The 25,602-nt window shown below is 71.0% G+C and carries 24 protein-coding genes; 19 read left to right on the forward strand and 5 right to left on the reverse strand.

Going from position 1 to position 25,602, the window contains the following annotated elements; genetic code table 11:
• Window positions 1-86 precede the first annotated feature (86 nt).
• From ACEN96_RS12705 to ACEN96_RS12720, 4 genes are all read left to right on the forward strand, one after another.
• On the forward strand, window positions 87-500 hold the full coding sequence (locus ACEN96_RS12705; RefSeq protein WP_495588372.1) for a hypothetical protein: 414 nt from the start codon (window positions 87-89) through the stop codon (window positions 498-500).
• Between the two features lie 16 nt (window positions 501-516).
• A complete protein-coding gene (locus ACEN96_RS12710; protein ID WP_495588373.1) occupies window positions 517-915 on the forward strand; it encodes a hypothetical protein in 399 nt (132 codons plus the stop codon).
• Window positions 916-1,045: 130 nt separating this feature from the next.
• On the forward strand, window positions 1,046-1,243 hold the full coding sequence (locus ACEN96_RS12715) for a hypothetical protein (RefSeq protein ID WP_495588374.1): 198 nt from the start codon (window positions 1,046-1,048) through the stop codon (window positions 1,241-1,243).
• Between the two features lie 18 nt (window positions 1,244-1,261).
• Complete coding sequence (locus ACEN96_RS12720; protein WP_495588375.1) at window positions 1,262-2,347, forward strand: serine hydrolase domain-containing protein; 1,086 nt, start codon at window positions 1,262-1,264, stop codon at window positions 2,345-2,347.
• Between the two features lie 151 nt (window positions 2,348-2,498).
• Here ACEN96_RS12720 and ACEN96_RS12725 read toward each other — a convergent pair whose 3' ends face one another.
• The gene (locus ACEN96_RS12725; protein ID WP_495588376.1) at window positions 2,499-3,029 is read right to left on the reverse strand and encodes a gamma carbonic anhydrase family protein; all 531 of its coding nucleotides are present in this window, start codon (window positions 3,027-3,029) and stop codon (window positions 2,499-2,501) included.
• A gap of 34 nt (window positions 3,030-3,063) precedes the next feature.
• On the opposite strand from ACEN96_RS12725, the gene ACEN96_RS12730 reads away from it, so the two are divergent.
• Complete coding sequence (locus tag ACEN96_RS12730; RefSeq protein ID WP_495588598.1) at window positions 3,064-3,450, forward strand: hypothetical protein; 387 nt, start codon at window positions 3,064-3,066, stop codon at window positions 3,448-3,450.
• A gap of 63 nt (window positions 3,451-3,513) precedes the next feature.
• The gene (locus ACEN96_RS12735) at window positions 3,514-4,515 is read left to right on the forward strand and encodes a threo-3-hydroxy-L-aspartate ammonia-lyase (protein WP_495588377.1); all 1,002 of its coding nucleotides are present in this window, start codon (window positions 3,514-3,516) and stop codon (window positions 4,513-4,515) included.
• Here ACEN96_RS12735 and ACEN96_RS12740 read toward each other — a convergent pair.
• Complete coding sequence (locus ACEN96_RS12740) at window positions 4,499-5,455, reverse strand: hypothetical protein (protein ID WP_495588378.1); 957 nt, start codon at window positions 5,453-5,455, stop codon at window positions 4,499-4,501. The genes ACEN96_RS12735 and ACEN96_RS12740 overlap by 17 nt on opposite strands.
• Entirely contained in the window at window positions 5,452-6,459 is a 1,008-nt protein-coding gene (locus tag ACEN96_RS12745) for a family 43 glycosylhydrolase (RefSeq protein ID WP_495588379.1), read from the reverse strand. The genes ACEN96_RS12740 and ACEN96_RS12745 overlap by 4 nt, the downstream gene beginning before the upstream one ends.
• Before the next feature lie 285 nt (window positions 6,460-6,744).
• On the opposite strand from ACEN96_RS12745, the gene ACEN96_RS12750 reads away from it, so the two are divergent.
• From ACEN96_RS12750 to mmsB, 8 genes are all read left to right on the forward strand, one after another.
• Window positions 6,745-7,692, forward strand: coding sequence for a M15 family metallopeptidase (locus ACEN96_RS12750; protein ID WP_495588380.1), 948 nt, complete (start codon window positions 6,745-6,747; stop codon window positions 7,690-7,692).
• 92 nt (window positions 7,693-7,784) lie between these two features.
• On the forward strand, window positions 7,785-8,252 hold the full coding sequence (locus tag ACEN96_RS12755; protein WP_495588381.1) for a hypothetical protein: 468 nt from the start codon (window positions 7,785-7,787) through the stop codon (window positions 8,250-8,252).
• An 88-nt stretch (window positions 8,253-8,340) separates the two neighbouring features.
• Window positions 8,341-8,964: a phosphohydrolase gene (locus ACEN96_RS12760; RefSeq protein WP_495588382.1), complete on the forward strand. Its 624-nt coding sequence runs from the start codon at window positions 8,341-8,343 to the stop codon at window positions 8,962-8,964.
• A gap of 172 nt (window positions 8,965-9,136) precedes the next feature.
• A complete protein-coding gene (locus ACEN96_RS12765) occupies window positions 9,137-10,645 on the forward strand; it encodes a CoA-acylating methylmalonate-semialdehyde dehydrogenase (RefSeq protein ID WP_495588383.1) in 1,509 nt (502 codons plus the stop codon).
• A 13-nt stretch (window positions 10,646-10,658) separates the two neighbouring features.
• Window positions 10,659-11,819: an acyl-CoA dehydrogenase family protein gene (locus ACEN96_RS12770; RefSeq protein WP_495588384.1), complete on the forward strand. Its 1,161-nt coding sequence runs from the start codon at window positions 10,659-10,661 to the stop codon at window positions 11,817-11,819.
• Between the two features lie 332 nt (window positions 11,820-12,151).
• Complete coding sequence (locus ACEN96_RS12775) at window positions 12,152-12,955, forward strand: enoyl-CoA hydratase (protein WP_495588385.1); 804 nt, start codon at window positions 12,152-12,154, stop codon at window positions 12,953-12,955.
• A gap of 10 nt (window positions 12,956-12,965) precedes the next feature.
• Window positions 12,966-14,108 (forward strand): enoyl-CoA hydratase/isomerase family protein, encoded by a 1,143-nt coding sequence (locus ACEN96_RS12780; protein ID WP_495588386.1) that lies wholly within the window; start codon window positions 12,966-12,968, stop codon window positions 14,106-14,108.
• 28 nt (window positions 14,109-14,136) lie between these two features.
• Window positions 14,137-15,072: a 3-hydroxyisobutyrate dehydrogenase gene (gene mmsB, locus ACEN96_RS12785; protein ID WP_495588387.1), complete on the forward strand. Its 936-nt coding sequence runs from the start codon at window positions 14,137-14,139 to the stop codon at window positions 15,070-15,072.
• 373 nt (window positions 15,073-15,445) lie between these two features.
• On the opposite strand, the gene ACEN96_RS12790 is transcribed toward mmsB, so the two are convergent.
• Window positions 15,446-16,864, reverse strand: coding sequence for a short-chain fatty acyl-CoA regulator family protein (locus tag ACEN96_RS12790; RefSeq protein WP_495588388.1), 1,419 nt, complete (start codon window positions 16,862-16,864; stop codon window positions 15,446-15,448).
• Between the two features lie 105 nt (window positions 16,865-16,969).
• Here ACEN96_RS12790 and ACEN96_RS12795 point away from each other — a divergent pair, with 105 nt between their 5' ends.
• The 5 genes from ACEN96_RS12795 to ACEN96_RS12815 are packed head-to-tail and all read left to right on the forward strand — an operon-like array spanning window position 16,970 to window position 23,403.
• Window positions 16,970-17,476, forward strand: a complete 507-nt coding sequence (locus tag ACEN96_RS12795; protein WP_495588389.1) for an acyl-CoA thioesterase — start codon at window positions 16,970-16,972, stop codon at window positions 17,474-17,476.
• On the forward strand, window positions 17,473-18,627 hold the full coding sequence (prpC, locus tag ACEN96_RS12800; protein WP_495588390.1) for a bifunctional 2-methylcitrate synthase/citrate synthase: 1,155 nt from the start codon (window positions 17,473-17,475) through the stop codon (window positions 18,625-18,627). Before ACEN96_RS12795 ends, prpC begins: the two co-directional genes overlap by 4 nt.
• Window positions 18,627-21,302, forward strand: a complete 2,676-nt coding sequence (gene acnD / locus ACEN96_RS12805) for a Fe/S-dependent 2-methylisocitrate dehydratase AcnD (protein WP_495588391.1) — start codon at window positions 18,627-18,629, stop codon at window positions 21,300-21,302. Before prpC ends, acnD begins: the two co-directional genes overlap by 1 nt.
• Window positions 21,299-22,543: a 2-methylaconitate cis-trans isomerase PrpF gene (gene prpF / locus ACEN96_RS12810; protein WP_495588392.1), complete on the forward strand. Its 1,245-nt coding sequence runs from the start codon at window positions 21,299-21,301 to the stop codon at window positions 22,541-22,543. Before acnD ends, prpF begins: the two co-directional genes overlap by 4 nt.
• Window positions 22,540-23,403 (forward strand): isocitrate lyase/PEP mutase family protein, encoded by an 864-nt coding sequence (locus tag ACEN96_RS12815; RefSeq protein WP_495588393.1) that lies wholly within the window; start codon window positions 22,540-22,542, stop codon window positions 23,401-23,403. The genes prpF and ACEN96_RS12815 overlap by 4 nt, the downstream gene beginning before the upstream one ends.
• A 271-nt stretch (window positions 23,404-23,674) precedes the next feature.
• Here the strand turns inward: ACEN96_RS12815 and ACEN96_RS12820 are convergent, their stop codons facing one another.
• Window positions 23,675-25,561: a TonB-dependent receptor domain-containing protein gene (locus tag ACEN96_RS12820; protein WP_495588394.1), complete on the reverse strand. Its 1,887-nt coding sequence runs from the start codon at window positions 25,559-25,561 to the stop codon at window positions 23,675-23,677.
• Between the last annotated feature and the right edge of the window lie 41 nt (window positions 25,562-25,602).

Genomic DNA, 25,602 nt, shown 5'->3' on the forward strand with positions numbered 1-25,602 from the left:
GGCGGAGCCTTATGCTCGCGCCTTCGCGCGGCGACGACATCTCTTCATCACAAGCGGCGCGGATATTCGAAAGTGGGAGGGAAGCGATGAACGACGGCGATGCCAGCGGCAGGATCGGCACCGGCAACGAGTTGGACGGGAAGAAGCCGTTCCTGCGGCAATGGGGCGTGTTGATCGCGTTCGTCATCGTCGCGATCGCCGCGATCGGCGGCTTCCGCATGTGGACGGAGCATCAGGCGAATCAGCCCGTCGTCGAGCCGTACCGGGCCTACCTCGCCGGATTGGCCGCGGCCTCGCCGCGCGCGGCGGATTTCCTCAAGCGCTACCAGGCGGTCTATGGGCGCGACACGGTGATGTCGAAGCACTACCTCCAGATGTGCGCGGTCATGACGCGCGTCGCGGCCGAGGAGGGCGCGCATCCCGAGAAGATCCATGCCGGCCAGGCGGGGACCTGCGCCGCGATGGCGCAGATGATGGTGGAGCCGCTGGAGTTGCCGTGATCGGCCAGCTTGCCTCATGAAATCGCTATCCGCATGGCCTGCCTGGGCGGTGGCGCTCGTCATCGCCGTCATCGGCGGCGGTCTCGGCGTGATGTGCCACGTCGTGATTCCGGCCTGGCTGTCGCATCCCCGCGGGGCATGGCTGGCGGATTTGCGTATCACGCTTTCACTGACTGTGCTCCTCGCTGCGGTGTTCTACGCCGGCTTCGTTGAAATCGAGCCCAGGCGGCGGCGCGACCGCATCCCGCGGTGGCACTTGCTGATCGCCGGCACGGTGGCGGGCATTGCCTGCGCGGTCCTGTTGAGCGCGAGCGCCGGGATGCGCCTCGACATCGAGGTCCTCGTCGGCAGCTCGATCCTCGGAGCGATGCTCGCCGCCTCGGGCGTATTCGGCTTCATCGCGAGGGGGCTGTGAGGGAGAGGTGTTCCGCTTCTGGCGACGAGCCGGTTCGAAATCGGGCGACCTTCCGCACCGTCCGCTGCGCTTCCCGCTGCCACCGGGGACCTACACCGTGCTGTTGCCCGACGCGCCTCACGATGCAAACATGACTTGCTTCTATCGGCGAGTGGAGCCCCAACTGAACTCCTATCCGAATCATCCGAATGCGCACGTCTATCTGATGGCGGGCGTGCTGGCTGGTATCCAGGCCAAGTACCAGGCCAAGTACCAGGCACCGCCCAAGACCGCTTGCGTGGACCTGCATGAGGTCTCTTCATGTCTCGGAGCACCACTGGATCCCTGACGAGCGAGATTTGCCATCGTGTCCTTCAAACGTCGCCGCTTTCTCGCTTTGTCACTCATGCAATGGGCCGCTGAGGGGCCGACGCTGCTCGCGGCGCCCTTGGCCCGTACGCAGGCATGGCCGGCGCGTGAGTGGGAAGGAATCGCGCCCGGACAAGCCGGCTGGTCAACGGACTGGCTCGATCGCGCGGCGGACTTTGCGCAATCGATCGGCACGGCAAGCCTCCTGGTGACCCAGCACGGTCGAACGATCTTCAGTTGGGGTGAGATCGACCGCCGGCTGCAGTTGTACTCCGTGCGCAAGAGTCTGCTGAGCGCATTGATCGGCATCGCCGTCGAGCAGGGCCAGATCGACCTGGAGGCGTCCTTGGGATCGCTCGGCATCGACGACGTGCCCCCGGGCTTGAGCGACGTGGAGAAACTCGCCACGGTCCGCCAACTGCTTCAGGCGCGGTCCGGCGTGTTTCACCCGGCCCTGGCTGAAACCGCGGGGCAGAAAACGCGTCGCCCAGCCCGGGGCAGTCATGCGCCCGGGACGTTCTGGTACTACAACAACTGGGATTTCAACGTTCTCGGCACCCTCTACGAGCGTGCGGTCGGGAGCTCGATCTTCGAGAGCTTCAAGCGGCACATCGCCGATCCGCTCGGTATGCAGGACTTCAGAACGGGAGACGGGAACCACCTGCGCGGCGCCGATTCCATGTACCCGGCTTACCCATTTCGCATGAGCGCCCGCGATCTGGCGCGGTTCGGCCTGCTGTTCCTGCGCGGCGGACGGTGGCGCGACACCACCATCGTCCCTTCGGCCTGGGTCAGGGAAAGCACGACGGCCTGGTCCGAAACGTATCTCCGGTCTGGCTATGGGTACATGTGGTGGACCGGTTTCCCGGATCGGCGCGTCGCCATCATGAATCTGTCACCCGGAGGCTTCTGGGCTGACGGTCTCAACGGCCAGTACGTGGTGGTCGATCCGGCGAACGATCTTGTCGTCGTGCACCAGACCGACACCGGCAAGGTCGATGAAAGGCAGATGGGTCATCTGATGTGGCTCATCCTGAATGCCGCCGGGGCTGTCGATACGGGGCGGGATCCCTTGTCGAAATGAGTGAACGAGCCAGCCTCGGCGGTCGCCGTTCATGGCATTCGGCGCGCTGCCCGCGGGGTTGGCGGCATGGGCCATCGGCACCGCCGACAGCGCGGACATGAGCAGATCTCGGCGCCGCATGGCGGTCTCCTTGCGCGAGCGGGCGCCGTCTTCAGGCGCCCAGGTAGTTGCCCTTGACCCGGATGTAATGCTCGGCCGAGTACTTCAGATAGGCGATCTCCTCGGCCGTCAGCTCGCGCACCGCGACCGCGGGCCGGCCGATGTAGAGGTGCCCGCCCTTGAGCACCTTGCCCGGCGACACCAGGCTGCCGGCGCCGATCATCACGCGGTCCTCGACGACCACGTCGTCCATCACGATCGAGCCCATGCCGATCAGGCACTCGTTGCCGATGCGGCAGCCATGCAGGATCACCGAGTGCCCCACCGTCACGTGGTCGCCGATGATCAGCGGCGAGCCCTCCGGCTTCTTCGCGGACTTGTGCGAGACATGCCCCATCGCGAAGTCCTGGATGTTGCTGCCGGTGCCGATGACAATCCGGTTCACGTCGCCGCGCAGCACGGTGTTGCACCAGACCGAGCTGTCGGGGCCGATCGACACGTCGCCGATCACCTGGGCGGACTCATGGATGAATACGCGCTCGGCGACGGCCGGCGAAGTGGAGAGGTAAGAGGACAAGGGCATGGCGGATGGCGTCGGGAAACGGAAGAAGAAGGCGATTGTCGCGAAAGGCGGCGAGCCCGTTGCCGCCAAATCGCCCAAGGCGCCCAAGGCGCCGCGCGCGAAGCGCCATCACCACCACGTCTACGTCGTCGAGCTCGCCGACCAGGTCTGGAACGAGCCGCGCTTCCGCAAGGCCAATCCGGACCACCGGCTGGGCATGCCCTTCGTCTACGTCGGCATGACCGGGCTCGATCCCGACCTGCGCTTCGACAAGCACAAGGCCGGCATCCAGGCCAACCGCTTCGTCTTCGACTACGGCCTGCGTCTGCTGCCCCAGCTCTACGAGGTCTACAACCCGATGCCCTACGAGGCCGCGCGCGAGATGGAGGTCGAGCTCGCCATCGGGCTGCGCGAGGCCGGCTACGGTGTGTGGCAGGCCTGACGCTGTTGCGGTACAGCCTGCGGCGATGATGGCGCGGCCCATCGATCCGCTTCAGGAGCCGCCATGACCGCCACGCCCGAGACCCTGCCCACCTACGCCGACGTCGAGGCCGCCGCCCGCCGCATCGACGGCCATGCGCATCGCACGCCAGTGCTGACCTCGCGCACGGTCGACGAGCGGCTCGGCGCCCGGGTCTTCTTCAAGTGCGAGAACTTCCAGCGCATGGGCGCCTTCAAGTTCCGCGGCGCGTTCAACGCGCTCTCGCGCTTCACGCCGGAGCAGCGCCGGCGCGGCGTGGTGGCCTTCTCGTCGGGCAATCACGCGCAGGCGGTGGCGCTGTCGGCGCGGCTGCTCGGCATGCCGGCCACGATCGTGATGCCCAAGGATGCACCGGCCGCCAAGATCGCCGCGACGCGCGGCTATGGCGGCGAGGTCGTGCTCTACGACCGCTACACCGAAGACCGCCAGCAGATCGGCCGCGATCTGGCCGAGCGGCACGGCTTCACGCTGATCCCGCCCTACGACCATCCCGATGTGCTCTGCGGGCAGGGCACCGCGGCGAAGGAGCTGATCGAGGAGGTCGGCCCGCTCGACGCCGTGTTCACGCCGCTGGGCGGCGGCGGCCTGCTGTCGGGCACGGCGCTGGCGGTGCGCGCGCTGTCGCCGGCCGCGAAGATCTACGGGGTCGAGCCCGAGACCGGCAACGATGGCCAGCAGTCCTTTCGCAGCGGCAGGCTGGTCCACATCGACACGCCGCGCACCATCGCCGATGGCGTCCAGACGCAGCAGCTCGGCGACCTGACCTTCGCGCTGATCCAGCGCCTGGTCGATGACGTCGTCACCGTCCCCGACGCCGCGCTGGTCGACGCGATGGGCTTCTTCGCGACGCGGATGAAGATGGTGGTCGAGCCGACCGGCTGCCTGGGCTTCGCCGCCGTGCAGGCGATGAAGGATCAACTGAAGGGCCAGCGCGTCGGCATCGTCATCAGCGGCGGCAATGTCGACATCGCGCGCTTGTGCGAACTGGTCGGCGGCGCGCAGGCCGGGCTCAGCCCGGCGGCTTGAGGAAGCGGTCGGCGTCGCGCGCGACGACGGCGGCGCGCAGCCGCGCCACCCACGCGAGCACCGCCGCGCGGCGCTCCGGATGCTCGCCGGCCTGGACGTTGTTCATCACGACGTCCTCACGCGACGAGGCCGCGCAGAGGCCGTCGGCCAGGCAGGGACCCCAGACGATCACGTCGTTCCCGTCGCAGACCAGCCCGAGCGAGCAGGGCAGCAGCATCGCGGCGCCTTCCAGCAGCTGGCGTTCGTCGCCGTCGATGCGCCGGCCGTCGAAGACGAGGGACTCGCCGTCCCGCGCCAGCAGGCTGGGGCCGAGCTCGGCCAGCATCAGCGGATCCGGGCGCGACAGGATCGCCGTCAGGCGCTCGCGCGCCTCGGCGCTGCCGGGACGGGCGGGCTGGTCCATCACCGCGATCAGCGGATCGACCGAGTCCGGCGGCACGTTCATCGCCTCGCGCAGTTCGTCCGGCTGGAGCTGCGAGCAGCCCGTCGCCAGCTGGTCGCGCATCGCCAGCGCCCGCTGCACGCCAGCCTGGTTCACGTCCATGGCCGGCTGGAAGACCGCGGGCATCAGCCGCTCGCGCATCGCGACCATCTCCAGCACCGAGCACTGCCGCGCCAGCGCGCGGGCATAGAGCCAGCCGCCCTCGGACCGGTGCCGCAGCGCGGTCAGCAGGCTGCCGCGGAGCTCCGACGGCGGCGCGCGCAGCAGCGCGCCCAGATCGGCATGGCCGTCGCTGACCAGGGCCAGCCGCGCGGCGAGCGGCGCCGGCGCGGCGCTCGCCGCCAGCGCCGGGCTCGCGAGCGCATGGAACGCGGGCGGGGCCGCGCCGGACCCGGCCAGCGTGACGGGCTCGCGGCCCGGGCCGGCGAGCCAGCCCGCCGCGAAGCCGGTCAGCGCCCCCATCACGGCCGCCAGGACCGCGACGCGGGCGGGGCTCACCAGACCGCCTGCGGCCAGCCGTCCGAGCCCCAGGTCACGTTGTTGATGAAGAGCACCGGCGCGCCGTTGTTCTGCGCGTCATAGGCATGCCAGGCCATCACCGAGCCGTCCGCCAGCAGCGACTGCCCGCCCGGGCCCTTGAAGCGGGCGCCGCTGGACGCCAGCACCGTGCCGCCGCCGGACATCATCGCCACGCCCGACTTGTCGGTGTAGGGGCCGGTGATCGAGCTCGAGCGTCCGACCACGATACGGTAGGTGCTGTCCGCGCCCTTGCAGCAGGCGCCCTTGGACGCGAACAGGTAGTACCAGGTCGTGCCGCCGGTCGCGTGCGAGATGACGAAGCTGTTCTCGATGCCATTGGCCGTGTCGCGGGCGATGTTGGTGGGCGTGCCGGTGGGCTTGAGCGTGGTGCTGCTGACCGGGCGGATGAAGATGCCGTTCCAGAACGAGCCGTAGACCAGGTAGGGGCTGCCGCTCGTGGTCTTGGCCAGCGCCGGGTCGATCGCGTTGAAGTTGTCGCCGGGGGCGGACGTGATGACGGCGCCCTGGTCCACCCACTTGCCGGCCGCGATGCCGCCGGCGGAGGTCGTCAGCCCGATCGCCGACTTCTGCGACCCGAAGCTCGACACCGCGTAGTAGCAGTAGCCCATCGAACCCCATTCGCCGCAGCCCGGCGCCCAGACCTGCGCGGTCTTGTTGGCGGGGATGTAGCTCTTCCACCAGGACAGGCCGCCGCTGAAGATGGGGCCGCCCTGGGTCCAGGCGTGGCCGTCGCCGGAGAACTTCACGCCGATGCCGCCGTTGTCGGTGGTCTCGAACAGCCACCAGGTGGAGCCGCTCTTGTAGATGTCGGGATCGTGCGTGCCGAGCGAACCGCTCAGGGTCCAGGGCGCCGCGGCGGCGGCGGTGGCGAGCGCGGCGGCGCCCAGGGCGAGGAGGCCGCGTGAGAGGCCACGCGAGAGGCCACGCGAGAGGCGCGCGAGGCGCGGGAGGGCGAGGGTCATGTCTTGTCTCCGGTCTTGTGGTTGTCGTGACCGGGTCCGCGCCGCCGCGGATCGTGCCGCGGCGGTCTTTGGACCCGCGCAGGATGCTAGGAAGCGGGCGCTGGCCGCACCAATGAAATCGGGAGGGCCGCCGATGCCGGTTCCGGCATCGAGGGGAAACGCGCGGTCGCGTCACGGGCGCGGGGGACGCCCGCGGGGCGGGATGACCTTGGTCAATGCCGGCGCGCGGGCCGGGCGCCCAGAATGCGAGCGCCATCCGATTCCAGATAGCCAAAGGATCCCCGCGTGCAAGCCCATCTCACCGCCTCCGTCGGCGCCGCCGGCGCGAACCGCAAGCCCGACGTCGAATCCGTGCAGCGCCTGCTGGTCGCGCACCGCCTGTACGCGGGCCGCGTCGACGGCCTGTGCGGGCCGCTGACCGTCGACGGCATCCTGCGCTTCCAGCGTGCCTTCATGGGCAAGCCGGATGGCCGCATCGACCCCAACGGCCGCACGCTGCGCCGCCTGGCCGAGGGCAGCGCGCCGGCGGCCCACGCCGCCCCCGCCACGCGCCCCGCGCCCGCCGCCCTGCGCCCCGCCGCGCCGGCGATCCCCGCGGCCGCCCGTCCGGCTCCGTCCGCCCCGGCCGCCTCCGCCGCCGCGCCGGCGCCGGCCGCCTCGACCACGGCCTCGACCAACGCCGAGGCCCGCAAGCTGCTGAGCAAGCTGGTGCCGCGCCCCGAGGCGCACACGATGAACCCCGGCCTGGTGGCGGTGTCGCCGTCCTACATGGTCCAGTCGCTGGGCCAGCCGCGCGAGTCCTACTCGCAGGACTGCCAGCCGCTGACCAACCTGAAGCTGAAGAAGCACATCGTCTCGCGCTCGGTGGGCCCGTTCAAGGCCACCGGCCTGGACCTGGCCGTCGAGAGCCTGGCCCAGGTGATGGAGGACATCCGCAAGGAGCAGCCCGCCGTCTACGAGGCGCTGGGCACCGCCGGCATGCTGTGCTGCCGCAACATCCGCGGCTCGAGCACCGGCATCTCCAACCACTCCTGGGGCACCGCGATCGACCTGACGCTGAACGGCGTACTGGACCGCCGCGGCGACAACCAGGTGCAGGTCGGCCTGACGCTGATCGCGCCGATCTTCAACCGCCATGGCTGGTACTGGGGCGCGGCCTTCCGCACCGAGGACGCGATGCACTTCGAGGCCAGCAAGCTGCTGATCTCGCAGTGGGCGCCGCGCCTGGTCTGACCGGCGGCGCGCGCTCCGGCGCGTCACCCGTTGTTGCAACCTCCGCCGCGCGTGCCGGACGGCGCGCGGGCGGACATGGATACTCCGCCGTCATGAAGCTCAGTTCCTTCGCTCTTCTCCGCGTGCTGGCGCTGGCCGGCCTGACCCTCACCGCCGCCTGCCAGCCGACGCTGGCCGCCTGCAACGTGACCACGCCGCCCGAGGGCTGGGCCGCCGGCTCCGCCCGCTGGGACGGCGCCTGCGCCGGCAGCCAGGCCGACGGTCTGGGCGTGCTCAAGGAGCAGCAGGGCGCCGCGGTGAAGCGCATGTTCCTGGGCCGCGCGGCCAAGGGCGAGCTGGCCATCGGCGTGGTCGACATCCCGGACGAGGGCTACATGGCCGGCCGCTTCGCGGCGGGCAAGCTGCAGCCGACCGAGGACCGCCAGCAGATCATCCAGGCCTTCGACGAGGCGGCCAAGGCGGCCACCGCCGCCGCCGATCGCTTCGAGAAGGCGGGCAATGCCGGCTCCGCGAAGTTCTATCGCGCCAAGGCCAAGGCCCTGCGCGAGCAGATGGACTGAGCGCCGGATGGACTGAACGCCGGAGGGATTGAACACCAGCAGCCGCTGCTGCCAATCCTGGCCGGGCCGGCTCGCTACAGTCGGCCGCATGACCGACCATCCCCGCGCCTGGATCCGCCTGCCCTCCGGGGCGGCGCTCGACCTGATCAATCCCTCGCCGCAGGCCTGGACCGACCAGGACCTGGCGCTTCGCCTGGCGCGCACCTACCGCTGGGGCGGCGAATCCATCTGGCCCTGGCCGCTGTCCGTCGCGCAGCACTCGCTGCTGGTGCTGGCGCTGCGGCGCCAAGGGGCCGAGGACGCCGGCGCGCCGCTCTCGCTCGCGCTGCAGCGCGCCGAACTGCTGCATGACGCCGAGGAGGGCTTCCTCGGCTTCGACTGCATCTCGCCGCTCAAGCGCGTGCTGGGCGAGCCTTTCCGCATCGTCGGCGACCGGCTGATGCAGGCCATCGCCATGCGCTACCGGCTGCCGGACTGGACGCCGGAGACCCATGCGCTGCACAAGCGCGCCGACAGCACCGCCGCCGCGACCGAGGCCGTGCACTGCACCGGCTGGTCCGAGCGCGAAGTGCGCGAGGTGCTCGGCATCACGCATCCCGTGCTCGACACCGATCCGCTGCAGGCGCGGTACGGCGGTACGCCATGGGAGCCCTGGCCGTCGGACGTGGCGGCGGCGCGGTTCCTCGATGAGCTGAGGCGCCTCGCCGACTGAGCGCCGCGCCACGCGCGGTCCGCCCGCTTCGCAAACTTCGCGGGCCGGTCCGCGGGGCTGCGAAGCGCTTCGCCACTTTTCCTTTTCACACCGGGGCGCGGGCGCGCCGCGCGGGCCGTTCGCCGATAGATTCTTCTGGAACCCCTGACCGAGGGGAGTACCAGGAGACACGATGACCCGCGACGACGTGCCGCGCATTCCGCTGTTGATCAACGGCGAGTTCGTTCAATCCCGCAGCGCCGAATGGCGCGACGTGATCAACCCCGCAACGCAGCAGCGCCTGGCGCGCGTGCCGATGGCCACGCCCGAGGAAGTCCAGGCCGCCATCGCCGCCGCGCGCGAGGCCTTCAAGACCTGGCGCAAGACGCCGATCGGCGCGCGCGCCCGCATCTTCCTCAAGTACCAGCAGCTGATCCGCGACCACATCAAGTCGCTGGCCGCGACGCTGACCGCCGAGCAGGGCAAGACGCTGGCCGATGCCGAGGGCGACGTGTTCCGCGGGCTGGAGGTGGTGGAGCACGCGGCCAACATCGGCTCGCTGCAGATGGGCGAGCGCGCGCACAACGTCGCGGGCGGCGTCGACACTTACACGCTGCTGCAGCCGCTAGGCGTGTGCGCCGGCATCACGCCGTTCAACTTCCCCGCGATGATCCCGTTGTGGATGTTCCCGATGGCGATCGCCTGCGGCAACACCTTCGTGCTGAAGCCGTCGGAGCAGGACCCGATGGTGACGATGCGGCTGGTCGAGCTGGCGCTGGAGGCCGGGATCCCCAAAGGCGTGCTCAACGTCGTGCATGGTGGCGAGGACGTGGTCAATGCGCTGTGCGACCACGCCGACATCCGCGCGGTGTCCTTCGTCGGCTCGACGCGGGTGGGCACGCTGGTGCACGACCGCGCGACCAAAGCCGGCAAGCGCGTGCAATGCATGATGGGCGCGAAGAATCACGCCGTCGTGCTGCCGGATGCGCACAAGGAGCAGACGCTCAACGCGCTGGTCGGCGCCGCCTTCGGCGCGGCGGGGCAACGCTGCATGGCGGTGTCGGTGGCGGTGCTGGTCGGCGCGGCGCGCGACTGGCTGCCCGAGCTGATCGAGAAGGCCAGGGGCCTGAGCGTCGGCGCCGGCGATTCGGCGACGACGGACGTGGGGCCGCTGATCTCGTGCGCGGCGCGCGATCGCGTCGAGCAGCTCATCGCGCGCGGCATCGAGGACGGCGCGACGCTGGCGCTCGACGGCCGGCTTCCGCCGCTGAGCGGCCAGCTGAAGGAAGGCAACTTCGTCGGCCCGACGGTGTTCAGCGGCGTGAAGCCCGGCATGTCGATCTACGAGCAGGAGGTCTTCGGCCCGGTGCTGTGCGTCGCCGAGGCCGCCACGCTCGACGAGGCGATCGCGATGATCAACGCCAACCCGAACGGCAACGGCACGGCGCTGTTCACGCAGTCCGGCGCGGCGGCGCGGCGCTTCGAGGACGAGATCGACGTGGGCCAGGTCGGCATCAACGTGCCGATCCCGGTGCCGGTGCCGCTGTTCTCGTTCACCGGCTCGCGCGCGTCCAAGCTGGGCGACCTGGGGCCGTACGGCAAGCAGGTGGTGCTCTTCTACACGCAGACCAAGACGGTGACGGCGCGCTGGTTCGACGATGCGTCCACTGGCGGCGTCAACACGACGATCAGCCTGAAGTGAGGCGGAGCCGTCCATGGACTTCGAGCTGAACGAGCAGCAGCGCGCCTTCCAGCAGGCGGCGCGCGACTTCGCGCGCGACGAGATGGCGCCGCATGCGGCGGCGTGGGACGCGGGGGCGATCTTCCCGCGCGACACGCTGCGGCACGCGGGCGAGCTGGGCTTCTGCGGGCTCTACGCGGACGAGGCGGCGGGCGGGCTCGGATTGCCGCGCCTGGACGCGACGCTGGTCTTCGAGGAACTGGCGGCGGCCTGCCCGTCGACGACGGCGTTCCTGAGCATCCACAACATGGCGACATGGATGGTGACCGCGTTCGCGCGGCCCGAGGCCGCCGCGCGATGGGGACCGGCGCTGTGCGCGGGCACGACGCTCGCGTCCTACTGCCTGACCGAGCCGGGCGCCGGATCGGACGCGGCCTCGCTGCGCACGACGGCGCGGCGCGACGGCGATGCCTACGTGCTCGACGGCGGCAAGGCCTTCATCTCCGGCGCCGGCGCGACCGATGTGCTGGTCGTGATGGCGCGCACCGGCGGACCGGGCGCGGACGGCATCTCCGCCTTCCTGGTCGAGGCCGATGCCTTGGGCATCGAGTACGGCCGCAAGGAGGACAAGATGGGCTGGAACAGCCAGCCCACGCGCGCGATCGCCTTCGACGGCGTGCGCGTGCCGGCGGCGCAGTTGCTCGGCGGGGAAGGGCAGGGCTTCCGCATCGCGATGCAGGGGCTCGATGGTGGACGCATCAACATCGCGACCTGCTCGGTCGGCGCGGCACAGGGGGCGTTGACCGCGGCGCAGCGTTACATGCACGAGCGCCGGCAGTTCGGGCGGCCGCTGGCCGACATGCAGGCACTGCAGTTCAAGCTCGCCGACATGGCCACCGAGCTGGTGGCCGCGCGGCAGATGGTGCGGCTGGCCGCGTCCAAGCTGGATGCGAAGTCGCCTGACGCGCAGGTGTACTGCGCGATGGCCAAGCGGCTGGCGACGGACATCGGCTTCACCGTCTGCAACGAGGCGCTGCAGATCCACGGCGGCTACGGCTACATCCGCGAGTACCCGCTGGAGCGCTACCTGCGCGATGCGCGCGTGCACCAGATCCTGGAGGGCACCAACGAGATCATGCGGGTCATCGTCGCGCGCCGGATGCTGCAGGACCACGCACCCGAGACGATCCGGTGACCACCGCTCGCCGCTCTTACACCCTCGCCCCCGGCAAAGTGCAGCCGCCTCCTTCTTGCACCCTCGCCCGCTTGCGGGAGAGCAACTGTGTCAAGCGCTGCTGCTGACCAACCCCCTCGCCCCCCGCGAGGGGGGAGAGGGCAGGGGAGAGGGGGTGCTTCGAAGGGCAGCAGCGCTGTGGCACGAGCCCCCTCTCCCCTCCCTCTCCCCGCTGGGGCGAGGGGGTTTACTGCGCCGTCCGGCTCGTCTTACTCCCTCGCCCGCTTTGCGGGAGAGGGGGGGGTGAGGGCCAGCGGCCGTCGCCAACCACATTTCTTCTTCCATTCATCGCCATGCCCCTCTCAACCGACAGCGACATTCAATACGCCGGCTTGCGCCTGGAACGGCGCGGCCACACCGCGATCGTCACGCTGACGAATCCGCCAGCCCACACCTGGACCGCCGAAAGCCTCGCGGCGCTGACGCGCCTGGTGGGCGACCTCGACCGCGATCGCGAGATCTACGCGCTCATCGTCACCGGCGATGGCGAGAAGTTCTTCAGCGCCGGCGCCGACCTGAAACTGTTCGCCGACGGCGACAAGGGCACCGCCGCGACGATGGCGCGCCGCTTCGGCGAAGCCTTCGAGGCGCTGGCCGGTTTCCGCGGCGTGAGCATCGCGGCGATCAACGGCTACGCGATGGGCGGCGGGCTCGAATGCGCGCTCGCCTGCGACCTGCGCATCGCCGAGCCGCACGCGGTGATGGCGCTCCCCGAGGCGGCTGTTGGCCTGTTGCCCTGCGCGGGCGGCACGCAGTGGCTGAGCTGGACGGTTGGCGAGGCATGGGCCAAGCGGCTGGTGCTGCTGGGCGAGCGCGTCGACGCGGAGACCGCGCTGCGCATCGGGCTGGCGGATGAGCTGGCACCGAAAGGCGGCGCGCTGGCGCTCGCGCTGCAGTGGGCCGAGCGCGTGCAAGGACAGAGCCCGACCAGCGTGGCCGCATGCAAGCGGCTGATCCAGGGCGCGCGCACGTTGCCGCCGCAATCGCAGCTGGCGGCGGAGCGGGAGGCCTTCGTCGCGCTGTTCGATTCGGAGGATCAGCGCGAAGGCGTGCAGGCCTTCCTCGGCAAGCGCAAGCCGCAATGGCGCAATGCGTGAGGAGCGGACGATGACCCCTTCGATGGAGAAATCCGGCGACGCGCCGGTGCGCTTCGGCACGCTGGTGACAGCCTCCGGACACCGCTTCGGCCACGCGACGCTGAACGCGCCGGACAGCCTCAATGCGCTGACGCTGACGATGGTCGACGCGCTGCAGGCGCAACTGGACCAATGGGCCGAGGACCCTCGCATCGCCGGCGTGCTGCTCGATGGCAGCGGCGAGAAGGCGTTCTGCGCGGGCGGCGACGTCGTCGGCCTGTACCGCGCGATGCGCGAGGCCGGCGCCGGCCGTGTGCCGAAGCCCGCGGCGGATTTCTTCGAGCGCGAGTACCGCCTCGATCACGCGATCCATCGCTATCCGAAGCCGCTGCTCGTCTGGGGCCAAGGCATCGTGATGGGCGGCGGCATCGGCCTGATGGCGGGCGCGTCGCACCGCGTCGTGACGCCGCGCAGCCGGCTCGCGATGCCGGAGATCACGCTGGGCCTGTATCCCGACGTGGGCGGCAGCTGGTTCCTGTCGCGGCTGCCGGGCCGGGTGGGGCTGTTCCTCGCGCTGACGGGCGCGCCGTTGAACGCGGCCGATGCGCTGTGGGCCGGACTCGCCGACCGGGCGGCTCGCGCGGAGGATCGCGGCGCGCTGCTGGAGGCCATCGCCCGCGCGCGCTGGACCGGCGAGCGCGCCATCGATGCCGAGACGCTCGACGACCTGTTGCGCGCCATGCCTGCTGCGGAGCTGGCGCCGTCGGCGCTGGCCGCGCATCGCGATCGCATCGACGCGTTGATCGGGCCGCATGACGGGCTCGCGACGATCGCGCCGCGTCTGCGCTCGCTCGCGGGCGACGCCGATCCGTGGCTGGCCGCGGCGGGCGCGGCCTTCCTGAAGGGCTCGCCGACTTCGGCCGCGCTGGCGCTCGCGCTGCAGCGGCGCTTGCGGCACGCGTCGCTGGCGGAGGTGCTGCGCCTCGAGTACCAGGCATCGGTGGGCTGCTGCGTGCATCCGGACTTCGCCGAGGGGGTGCGCGCGCTGCTGATCGACAAGGACAGGTCGCCGCGCTGGCAGCCGGCGGCGATCGACGAGACCGGCGAGGCGCGCGTGGATGCGCTGCTCGCGCCGCGCTTCGACGGGCCGCATCCGCTCGCCGATCTGCGGTGATGCTTCAACGACTTCGAGGACACGCACGATGAGCAACACGATGAACAGCACGAACGCGGTGGAAGAACGCATCGCCTTCATCGGCCTTGGGCACATGGGCGGACCGATGGCGGTGAATCTCGCGAAGGCGGGGTATGCGGTCACCGCGTTCGACGTGAGTCAGGGCGCGCTGGAGCGCGCCGGCCAGGCGGGCGTGATGGCGGCGCCATCGGCCGCGGCGGCGGTGGAGGGCGCGACGGTGGTGATCTCGATGCTGCCGGCGAGCCGGCATGTCGAGGCGCTCTACCTGGGCGAGGGCGGGCTGCTGTCGCGCCTGGCCGCGGGCGCGCTGGTCATCGACTGCGGCACCATCGCGCCGGCGAGCGCGCAGCGTGTCTCGCTGGCCGCGGAGACGCGCGGCATCGCGATGCTGGACGCGCCGGTCTCGGGCGGCACGGCGGGGGCGGCGGCCGGCACGCTGACCTTCATCGTCGGCGGCGAGGCGCAGGCGCTCGAGCGCGCGCGGCCGGTGCTCGGAGCGATGGGGAAGAACATCTTCCACATGGGCGTCTCCGGTGCGGGGCAGGTCGCCAAGCTGTGCAACAACATGGCGCTGGGCGTGATCATGGCGGTGACCGGCGAGGCGCTGGCGCTGGGCGTGTCGCATGGGCTCGATCCGCAGGCGCTGTCCGCGATGATGGCCGTCAGCACCGGCAGGAGCTGGGCGACGGAGGTCTGCAACCCCTGGCCGGGCGTGAAGCCGGAAGCGCCGGCGTCGCGCGGTTATGCGGGCGGCTTCGGGAATGACTTGATGCTGAAGGACCTCGGCCTGGCGGTGGAGGCGGCGCTGCAGGTCGGCGCCGCGGTGCCGCTCGGGGAGCTGGCGCGCAATCTGTATGCGCTCAACAGCCGGGCAGGGCGGGGCAGGCTGGATTTCTCGAGCGTGCAGCAGCTCGTGGCGGGGGATGGCGGGCCGTTGGGATGAGGACGGCAGTGCGGGGGAACAACCGTGTCCGGCGCTGCTGCACTGCTTCCGCCGTTGGCCCTCACCCCTCCCTCTCCCACTTCGCGGGAGAGGGTGTAAGTGCAAGAGCCCTTGCGCAAGAACGCCCTCGCCCCCCGCGAGGGGGGAGTGGGCAGGGGAGAGGGGGTGCTTCAAAGGGCAGCAGCGCTGTGGCACGAGCCCCCTCTCCCCTCCCTCTCCCCGCTGGGGCGAGGGGGTTTACTGCGCCGCCCGGCTCTTCTTGCCCCCTCGCCCGCATGCGGGAGGGATGAGGGCCAGCGGCCGCAGAAATGCCGAAGCCTCTTGCCTCTTGCCTCTTGCCTCTTGCCTCCTGGCCCGCCCCCGGAGCGCCAACTCATCTCGTCCCATACGGCTCCGCCGTGCGCTCGTTCTCATCGATGCGCAGGTGTTTCCCCAGCGCCGGGAACGCCCGCTGCGCGCAGCCTTCGCGCTCGCACAGCTTGCAGCCCGGGCCGATCGGCGTGGCGCTGTCCGGATCGCCCAGATCCAGCCCCTTCGCATACACCAGCTGCTCCGCGTGCCGCAGGTCGCAGCCCAGGCCGATCGCGAACTCGCGCGCCGGTGAGCCGTAGCCGCCGGTGGCGCGCACCTCGCAGTGCGCGATCCACAGATAGCTGCGGCCATCGGGCATGCGCGCGACCTGCGTGAGCACGCGGCCCGGCTGCCCGAAGGCCTCGTAGACGTTCCACAGCGGGCAGGTGCCGCCGCTGCGCGAGAAGTGGAAGTCCGTCGCCGACTGCCGCTTCGAGATGTTCCCCGCCCGGTCCACCCGCACGAAGAAGAACGGCACGCCGCGCGCCTCGCGCCGCTGCAGCGTCGAGAGCCGGTGGCACACGGTCTCGAAGCTCACGCCGAAGCGCTTGGCCAGCAGCGCGATGTCGTGCCGCAGCGCCTGCGCCGCCGACAGGAACGCACGATAGGGCAGCACCACCGCGCCAGCGAAATAGCTCGCCAGCCCGATGCGCGCCAGCGCCGCGGCCTCCTTGCTGAAGCTCGCCGATGCGATCAGGCGGTCCATCTCCGCGCCGCATTCCAGATACGCCAGCTGCGTCGCGAGCTGGAACGCGCGCTGGCCCGGCGACAGCGATGCCGACAGCAGCAACAGGCGCTGCGCCGGCTCGTAGCGCCGCAGGCGCTCGTCCGCCACCAGCTGCACCTGGATCCGATGCGCGGCGATCAGATGCGCCTCCAGCCGCTGTGCCAGGTCTTGCTGCGAGAGCGGCGTCGCCGCCGTCTCATCGCCGCCGAGTCCGATCGCCAGCGCCTCCGCCGCCCGGTCCAGCGCGTCCATGTGGTTGTGATGGGCGTAGAAGAAATCGCGCACCTCCTCGTGCGGCCCCGGCCCCGCCGCGAGCGGCGCCCCACGCTCGCCGCCATCGAGGTTGCTGACCCGCTGCTCCGCGCCGCGCGCGCGGCCGTGCAGCCGCAGCATCAGCTGCGCCATCGCCGGCATCTGCTGCACCAGCGTGCGCAGCTCCGACTCGGGCACGCCGCCCGGCACCGGCGTCTCCGCGACGATCTCGTGCAACTGCGCGAAGAGCCGCGCCTCGTCGTCCTCGGAGAAGAACTGCAGGTCGATGCCCAGCGCCGACTGCAGCCGCAGCAGCACCGCGACGCTCAACGGGCGCTCGTTGTTCTCGAGCTGGTTCACGTAGCTGGGCGAGAGCTTCAGCGCTTGCGCCAGCGCGGCCTGGGTCAGGCCGCGCTGCTCGCGCAGGGTCTTGAGCTTCACGCCGAGGAAGGTCTTGCGCATAGGCTTCCATCAGGTTCGCAAGATTCGCAAACGTTGCGAATCTCCTTCGCATTTCATTGCTAATTCAGCCATTGAGTGCCATCGGCCGCGCTGCAAAGATTGCGAATGACGCGACTATCCCATGCCCCCATGGACTGGATCAAGGCCCTGGCCGCCACGCCGCTCAACGAGCTCACCCACCGCGAGCTCGTGCTGCCCCATCAATCGAATCACTACGGCACGCTGTTCGGCCCCGAGGCGCTGGCGCTGCTCGGCCGCACCGCGTACCTCGCCGCCGCGCGCTTCAGCCAGCAACCGGTGGTGATGGCCGCCGCGCGCGGCGTGGAGTTCCTCGCGCCCATCGGCGTCGGCGCGCTGCTGCATCTGCATGCGCGTGTCGTGCGGCTGGGCCGCACCTCGATCACGGTGGACGTGCGCGCGGCGCTCGACGCCGCGCCGGGCCTGCAGCCCCGCGAGGTGCTGCGCGCGAGCTTCGAGATGGTCGCCGTCGACCCGCAGGGCCGACCCGTGCCCATCGAACCGCGCGAACCGCGCGCGGCGCTGCCGCGGACGCTGTCCGCCATTGCCCAGGATTCCCAGGATTCCCGGGATTCCCAGGAGGAGACCCCATGACCGACACCCTCGCCCCGGCGTTCAAGCCGAAGAAATCGGTGGCCCTGTCCGGCGTCGCCGCCGGCACCACCGCGCTGTGCACCGTCGGCCGCACCGGCAACGACCTGCATTACCGCGGCTACGACATCCTCGACCTGGCCCAGGCCTGCGAGTTCGAGGAGGTCGCCCACCTGCTGGTGCACGGCAAGCTGCCCAACGCCGCCGAGCTGCGCGCCTACAAGGCCAAGCTGAAGGCGCTGCGCGGCCTGCCGGCCAGCGTGAAGGAGGCGCTGGAGCGCCTGCCCGCCGGCGCGCATCCGATGGACGTGATGCGCACCGGCGTGTCCGCGCTGGGCTGCGTGCTGCCGGAGAAGGACGGCCACGCGCTGCCCGGCGCGCGCGACATCGCGGACCGGCTGATGGCCTCGCTCGGATCGATGCTGCTGTACTGGTACCACTGGGCGACGCAGGGCCGCCGCATCACGGTGGAGACCGACGACGACTCCATCGGCGCCCACTTCCTGCACCTGCTGCATGGCCGCAAGCCCGATGCCCGCTGGGAACGCGCGATGCACACCTCGCTGATCCTGTACGCGGAGCATGAGTTCAACGCGTCCACCTTCACCGCCCGCGTGATCGCGGGCACGGGCAGCGATCTGTACTCGGCGGTGGCCGGCGCGATCGGCGCGCTGCGCGGTCCCAAGCACGGCGGCGCCAACGAGGTCGCCTTCGAGGTGCAGAAGCGCTACGACTCGCCCGACGAGGCCGAGGCCGACATCCGCCGCCGCGTCGAGGCCAGGGAGGTCGTGATCGGCTTCGGCCATCCGGTCTACACCGTCAGCGATCCCCGCAACGAGGTCATCAAGAAGGTCGCGCGGCAGCTGTCGGCCGACGCCGGCACGACCAAGATGTTCGACATCGCCGAGCGCCTGGAGCGCGTGATGTGGGACATCAAGCGCATGTTCCCCAACCTCGACTGGTTCAGCGCGGTCAGCTACCACCTGATGGGCGTGCCCACGGCGATGTTCACGCCGCTGTTCGTCATCGCGCGCACCAGCGGCTGGGCCGCTCACGTGATCGAGCAGCGCCAGGACAACAAGATCATCCGCCCCAGCGCCGTCTACACCGGCCCCGAGGACCAGACCTTCGTGCCGCTTGCCGCCCGCCAGTGATGACCGCAACCCCCGCCGCCACGATTTCCCCCACCGCGCGCTACAACACCGCCTGGCGCCGGCCCTTGCCGGGCACCGCGCTCGACTGGTTCGACGCGCGCGCCGCCATCGAGACACTGCGGCCCGGCGCCTGGGCGCGGATGCCGTACACGGCGCGCGTGCATGCCGAGAACCTGGTGCGCCGCTGCGATCCCGCGATCCTCGACCAGGGTCTGCTGCAGCTCGCCGATGGCTTGAGCGAGCGCGATTTCCCCTGGTATCCGGCGCGCGTGGTGTGCCACGACATCCTGGGCCAGACGGCGCTGGTCGACCTGGCCGGCCTGCGCGACGCGATCGCGGCGCAGGGCGGGGATCCGTCGCAGGTGAATCCGGTCGTGCCTGTCCAGCTGATCGTCGATCACTCGCTGGCCGTCGAGTGCGGCGGCGATGACCCCGAGGCCTTCGACAAGAACCGCGCCATCGAGGATCGCCGCAACGAGGACCGCTTCCACTTCATCGCGTGGTGCCGCGCCGCGTTCCGCAATGTCGACGTGATCCCGCCGGGGAACGGGATCATGCATCAGATCAATCTGGAGCGGATGTCGCCGGTGGTGCAGGTGGAGCGCCAGGGCGCGCGCGGTCTCGCGTACCCCGACACCTGCGTGGGCACCGACAGCCACACGCCGCATGTCGACGCGCTCGGCGTGATCGCGGTCGGCGTCGGCGGGCTGGAGGCGGAGAGCGTGATGCTGGGCCGCGCCTCGTGGATGCGGCTGCCGGAGATCGTCGGCGTCGAGCTCAGCGGCCGCCGCGCGCCCGGCATCACCGCGACCGACCTGGTGCTGTCGCTGACCGAGTTCCTGCGCCAGCAGAAGGTCGTCGGCGCCTACCTGGAGTTCTTCGGCGAGGGCGTCGCGGGGCTGACGCTCGGCGACCGCGCCACCATCGCCAACATGGCGCCCGAGTACGGCGCCACCGCCGCGCTGTTCGCGATCGACGAGCAGACGCTGGCCTACCTGCGCCTGACCGGCCGCGAGGACGCGCAGGTGCGCCTGGTCGAGACCTACGCGAAGGCGGCCGGCCTGTGGTCGGGCGCGGGCGACACGCTGGCCGGCGTGGTCTATCCGCGGGTGCTGCGCTTCGACCTGGGCAGCGTCGAGCGCACGCTGGCGGGACCGTCGAATCCGCATCGCCGGCTGCCCACCTCGGCGCTGGCGGCGCGCGGCATCGCCGCGCCCTGGGCCGACGAGCCAGGCCGCATGCCCGATGGCGCCGTGATCATCGCGGCCATCACCAGCTGCACGAACACCAGCAATCCGCGCAACGTGATCGCCGCCGGGCTGCTGGCGCGCAACGCGCGCCGGCTGGGCCTCGCGCGCAAGCCATGGGTGAAATCCTCGCTCGCGCCAGGCTCGCGCACGGTGACGCTGTACCTGGAGGAGGCCGGCCTGCTTGGCGATCTCGAAGCGCTGGGCTTCGGCGTCGTCGCTTACGCGTGCACGTCGTGCAACGGCATGTCGGGCGCGCTCGACCCGGCGATCGAGCGCGAGATCGTCGAACGCGACCTCTACGCGACCGCCGTGCTGTCGGGCAACCGCAACTTCGACGGCCGCATCCATCCGCGCGCGAAGCAGGCCTTCCTCGCGTCGCCGCCGCTGGTGGTCGCGTACGCGCTCGCGGGCACGATCCGCTTCGACATCGAGCGCGATGTGCTGGGCGTCGTCGACGGACGCGAGATCCGGTTGAGCGAGCTCTGGCCGGACGACGCCGAGATCGACGCGCTGGTGCGCCAGTGCGTGAAGCCCGAGCAGTTCCGCCGTGTCTACGAGCCGATGTTCGCGATCGCGCCCGCCGCGGCGGCGGCCACGGTGCCGCTCTACGACTGGCGGCCGCGCTCCACCTACATCCGCCGCCCGCCGTACTGGGAAGGCGCGCTCGCCGGCGCACGCACGCTGCGCGGCCTGCGCGCGCTCGCGGTGCTGCCGGACAACATCACCACCGATCACCTGTCGCCGTCCAACGCGATCCTGGCGGACTCGGCGGCGGGCGAGTACCTCGCCCGCATGGGCCTGCCGGAGGAGGACTTCAATTCCTATGCGACGCACCGCGGCGATCACCTGACCGCGCAGCGCGCGACCTTCGCCAATCCGGCGCTGCGCAACGAGATGGTCCGGGGCGCCGATGGCGGCGTCATCGCGGGCTCGCTGACGCGGCTCGAGCCGGATGGCCGCGTGATGCGCATGTGGGAGGCGATCGAGACCTACATGGCGCGCCGCCAGCCGCTGATCGTGATCGCCGGCGCGGACTACGGGCAGGGTTCGTCGCGCGACTGGGCCGCCAAGGGCGTGCGGCTGGCCGGTGTCGAGGTCATCGCGGCCGAGGGCTTCGAGCGCATCCATCGCACCAACCTGATCGGCATGGGCGTGTTGCCGCTGGAGTTCCTGCCCGGCGTGACGCGCCTGACGCTGGGGCTGGACGGCACCGAGGTCTACGACGTGGCTGGCACGCCGGCGCCGCGTGCGACGATGACGCTGATCGTCCACCGCCGCGACGGCGCCCGCACCGAGGTGCCGGTGCGCTGCCGGCTCGATACCGCCGAGGAGGTGGCGATCTACCAGGCGGGCGGCGTGCTGCAGCGTTTCGCCCAGGACTTCCTCGCGGCCGCGGCGCCGCGCGACCTCGAAGTGACGTCATGAGCTTTCTTCCGCAATTGAGGATCCCCGCCACCTATCTGCGAGGCGGCACCAGCAAGGGCGTGTTCTTCCGCCTCGAGGACCTGCCCGAGGCGGCCCGCGCGGCGGGCCCGGCGCGCGACCGGCTGCTGCTGCGCGTCATCGGCAGCCCCGATCCCTACGGCAAGCAGATCGACGGCATGGGCGGCGCGACGTCCAGCACCAGCAAGGCGGTGATCGTGTCGCGCAGCGCGCGCGAGGGGCATGACGTCGACTATCTCTTCGGCCAGGTCGCGATCGACCGGGCGCTGGTGGACTGGTCGGGCAACTGCGGCAACCTGTCCGCGGCGGTGGGGCCGTTCGCGATCCATGCGGGCCTGATCGACGCGGCCGTGCTGCCGCGCGACGGCGTCGCGACGATCCGGATCTGGCAGGCCAACATCGGCAAGACCATCGTGGCCAAGGTGCCGATGCGCGATGGGCAGGTGCAGGAGAGCGGCGATTTCGAACTCGACGGCGTGACCTTCCCGGCGGCGGAGATCGAGCTGGCCTTCCTCGATCCGGGCGATGACGGCGGCGATGACGCCGGCAATGCGGGCGAGGGCGGCGGCGCGCTGTTTCCGACCGGCCAGGTCATCGACGAGCTGACGCTGCCCGAGGCGCTCGTGCCCGGCGGCCGGCTGCGCGCGACGCTCATCAACGCGGGCATTCCGACAGCCTTCGTCGAGGCGAGGACGCTGGGCTACGCCGGCACCGAGCTGCAGGACGCGATCAATGGCGACGCGGCGGCGCTCGCGCGGCTGGAGGCGATTCGCGCGCACGCGGCGCTGCGCATGGGCCTGATCCGGACGCTCGACGAGGCGAAGACCCGCCAGCACACGCCGAAGCTGGCCTTCGTCGCGCCGCCGGCGGACTACCGCGCGTCGAGCGGGAAGGACGTCGAAGCCGGCAACATCGACCTGCTGGTGCGGGCGCTGTCGATGGGCAAGCTGCATCACGCGATGATGGGCACGGCGGCCGTGGCGATCGGCACCGCGGCTGCGATTCCCGGCACGCTGGTCTGCGAGGCCGCCGGCGGCGCGCCGCTGCCGGCGGTGCGCTTCGGTCATCCGTCCGGCACGCTGCGTGTCGGCGCGGAGGCCGTGCTCGACGGCGGCCAATGGCGGGTCACGCGCGCGGTGATGAGCCGCAGCGCCCGCATCCTGATGGAGGGCGCCGTGCGCGTGCCCGCCGAGTCCCTCATGCCCGCGAAGGAACTTCCATGACATCGACCCGCAAGACGCTGCGCGCGCTGGTGGAGGCGCGCCGCGGCGTGCTGGTGCCCGGCGCCTTCAATGCCCTGTCGGCCAGGGTGATCGAGGACCTCGGCTTCGAGGCCCTCTACGTCACCGGCGCCGGCGTGACCAACATGTGGTTCGGCCTGCCGGACCAGGGCTTCATGGGGCTGGCGGAGATCGCCGACCACACCGCCCGCATCCGCGACGCGGTCGAGCTGCCGCTGATCGTCGATGCCGACACGGGTTTCGGGAACGCGCTCAACGTGAGGCAGGCGGTGCGCACGCTGGAAAGGGCGGGCGCGGATTGCATCCAGCTGGAGGACCAGGTCGCGCCCAAGCGATGCGGGCATTTCAGCGGGAAGGAAGTGATCTCGACGGAGGAGGCGGTGAGCAAGATCAAGGCGGCGGTCGACGCGCGCCGCGATCCGGACCTGCTGATCATGGCCCGCACCGATGCGTGCGCGACGCAGGGCTTCGAGGCGGCCGTCGAGCGCGCGCAGCGCTTCGCGGAGGCTGGGGCGGACCTGCTGTTCGTCGAGGCGGTGACGACGCCCGGGCAGATCCGGGAGCTGCCGCGGCGTTTGTCGACGCCGCAGCTCATGAACATGGTGATCGGCGGAAAGACGCCGATCACGGATTCGGCCGAGCTGCAGGAGCTGGGCTACGGCGTCGTGCTGTACGCCAACGCGGCGCTGCAGGGCGCGGTGGCGGGCATGCAGAAGGCGCTCGGCGTCTTGAAGACGCAGCGCCGGATCGACGAGGACCCGGCGCTGGTCGCGCCGTTCGCGGAACGCCAGCGACTGGTCGGCAAGGCGGAGTGGGATGCGCTGGAGAAGAAATACACCTGAGGGGAAGGCGGGTAGCCAATAGGGTGTAGGAACGAGCGAGCGCTGCCGGCACGAACTCCCTCGCCCCCCGCGAGGGGGGAGAGGGCAGGGGAGAGGGGGTGCTTCGAAGGGCAGCAGCGCTGTGGCACGAGCCCCCTCTCCCCTCCCTCTCCCCGCTGGGGCGAGGGGGTTTACTACGACGCCCGGCTCTTCTTACACCCTCGCCCGCTTGCGGGAGAGGGTGGGGAGCGAGGGCCAGCGGCCGCGCAAGACAGCGCGGCAAGCCGAAGGCTCAGAACCCCTTCATGTCATAGCGCACGCCGACCCAGGCCTGGCGGCCCAGCCCCTGGTAGGCGAACACCGGCTCGACATCCCGGTCGGCCGCGTTGAGCACCTTGGCCTCCAGGCGCCATTGCGGCAGGAAGCGCCAGGTCGCCCGCAGATCCAGCAGCGCGTAAGCCCCCAGCGTCGCGCCGATGTCGGGCCGCTTGCCGATGTCGGTCAGCGTCGCGCCGGCGCTCCACACCCCCGTGTCGTAATCGACGGAGACGCTTTCCTGATGCGCCGCGCGCCGCACCAGCCGGTCACCGGTGACCGTGTCCTTCGCATCGAGGAAGTCGACGTTGGCCGCGATGTTCCAGTTGCCCATCCGGTGCGCGCCGGTCAGCGTCGCGCCCTTGAGCGTCGCCCGGCCGACGTTGGCCGCGCAGCCGAAGGCGAAGTCGTCGGTCGGCGGGCACAGCGCCGGATCCGGGTTGTAGATGATCAGGTCCTTGACCTTGTTGCGATAGATCGTCGCCGACGCGCTGCTCGCGCCCGAGCGCCAGTTCAGCCCCAGCTCCATGCTGCGGCCCTTCTCCGGCCGGATGCCGTGGTGGCCGTAGAACGGGAAGTCCGTGTCGTTGAAGGTCGGCGCGCGGAAGGTCTTGCCCGCCAGCGCGCGCAGCTTCAGCGTCGGGCTCAGCGCGTAGCTGCCGCCGATGCTGCCGGTCGTGTTGTCGCCGTAGGACGAGTTGTCGTCGCGGCGCAGGTTGGCCTCCAGCGCGGCCGGGCCGAACTGGCCGCTGTAGCCCGCGATGTAGGCGTTGTTGGTGCGCTTGAGCGTGTCGCTCAGCACGCCGTCGGCCTTCTCCTGCAGCCGCTCGTAGGCCAGCACCACCTGCTGGTCCGGAGCAATGCGCAGCGCGTTCTGCCAGGTCGCCTGGTCGCGCGTGGTCTTGAAGCGCGGCGCGTCGGCCAGCCCGCTGATGGAGTCGTCCGTGGAGCGCGCGTACTGCAGCGCCGTGGTCCAGATCGGCGACAGCGTGCCGCGGTAGTCGATCGCGGCCTCGCGCGTCTTCAGGCGGTTGCGGTAGTCGCCCGACGGATCGGCCGGCGGGCCGAATTCGTAGCTGTCGTACTGCGCGTTCAGGCGGCTTTGCGTCGCGCTGAGGCCGATGCGATGGCCTTCGGCCGGCGTGAAGCCCAGCCGCGCCGACGCGACCGTGCGGGCGAAGCCGTCGCGATCGGGGTTGTAGGACAGGCTGCCGCGGTCGCCGCGGATGGCGGACATGCCATCGCTGGTCTCGCGGCTCAGGCTGGCCGCGTAGTCGAACCCGGCCCGCGCGCCGCTGACCGCGATGTCGCCCAGGCGCGAGCCGTAGTCGCCGACGGCCAGGCCGGCATTCAGGTTCAGCGGGCCCTGACCCTTCTTCGTGACGATCTGGATCACGCCACCCACCGCGTCGGCGCCGTACAGGCCGGAGGCCGGGCCGCGCAGGACCTCGATGCGCTCGATGCTGGACAGGCTCATCGATTCGAGGGACGCCTGGCCCAGCGTCGCCGAGCCCACGCGCACGCCGTCGATCATGACGACGGTGGCGCTGGTGTTGGCGCCGCGCAGGAAATAGCCGGTGTTCTGGCCGGGGCCTCCGGTGGGCGTCAGCTGCACGCCGGCGTAGCGGCGCAGCACGTCGCCGACGCTGCCCGCGCCGCTGTTGCGCAGCGTGTCGGCGTCGATCAGGACGACGTCGGCGACGCTCTTGCTCAAGGGCTGCGCCTCGCGGGTGCCCACGACGATGACGGGATCGAGCGAGGACTGCGCGGCGGCGATCGACGGGACCAGGGACAGGGCGGGCGCGGCGATCAACGCGGCACGGGCGACGGCGCGCAGCGCGGCGCGGGGACGGGAGACTTGCATGTCGGATTCACAAAGCGGCGGCAGGCGGCCGCTTCCCCGCG

It is taken from the genome of Roseateles sp. Mitsp63 (assembly GCF_059491535.1).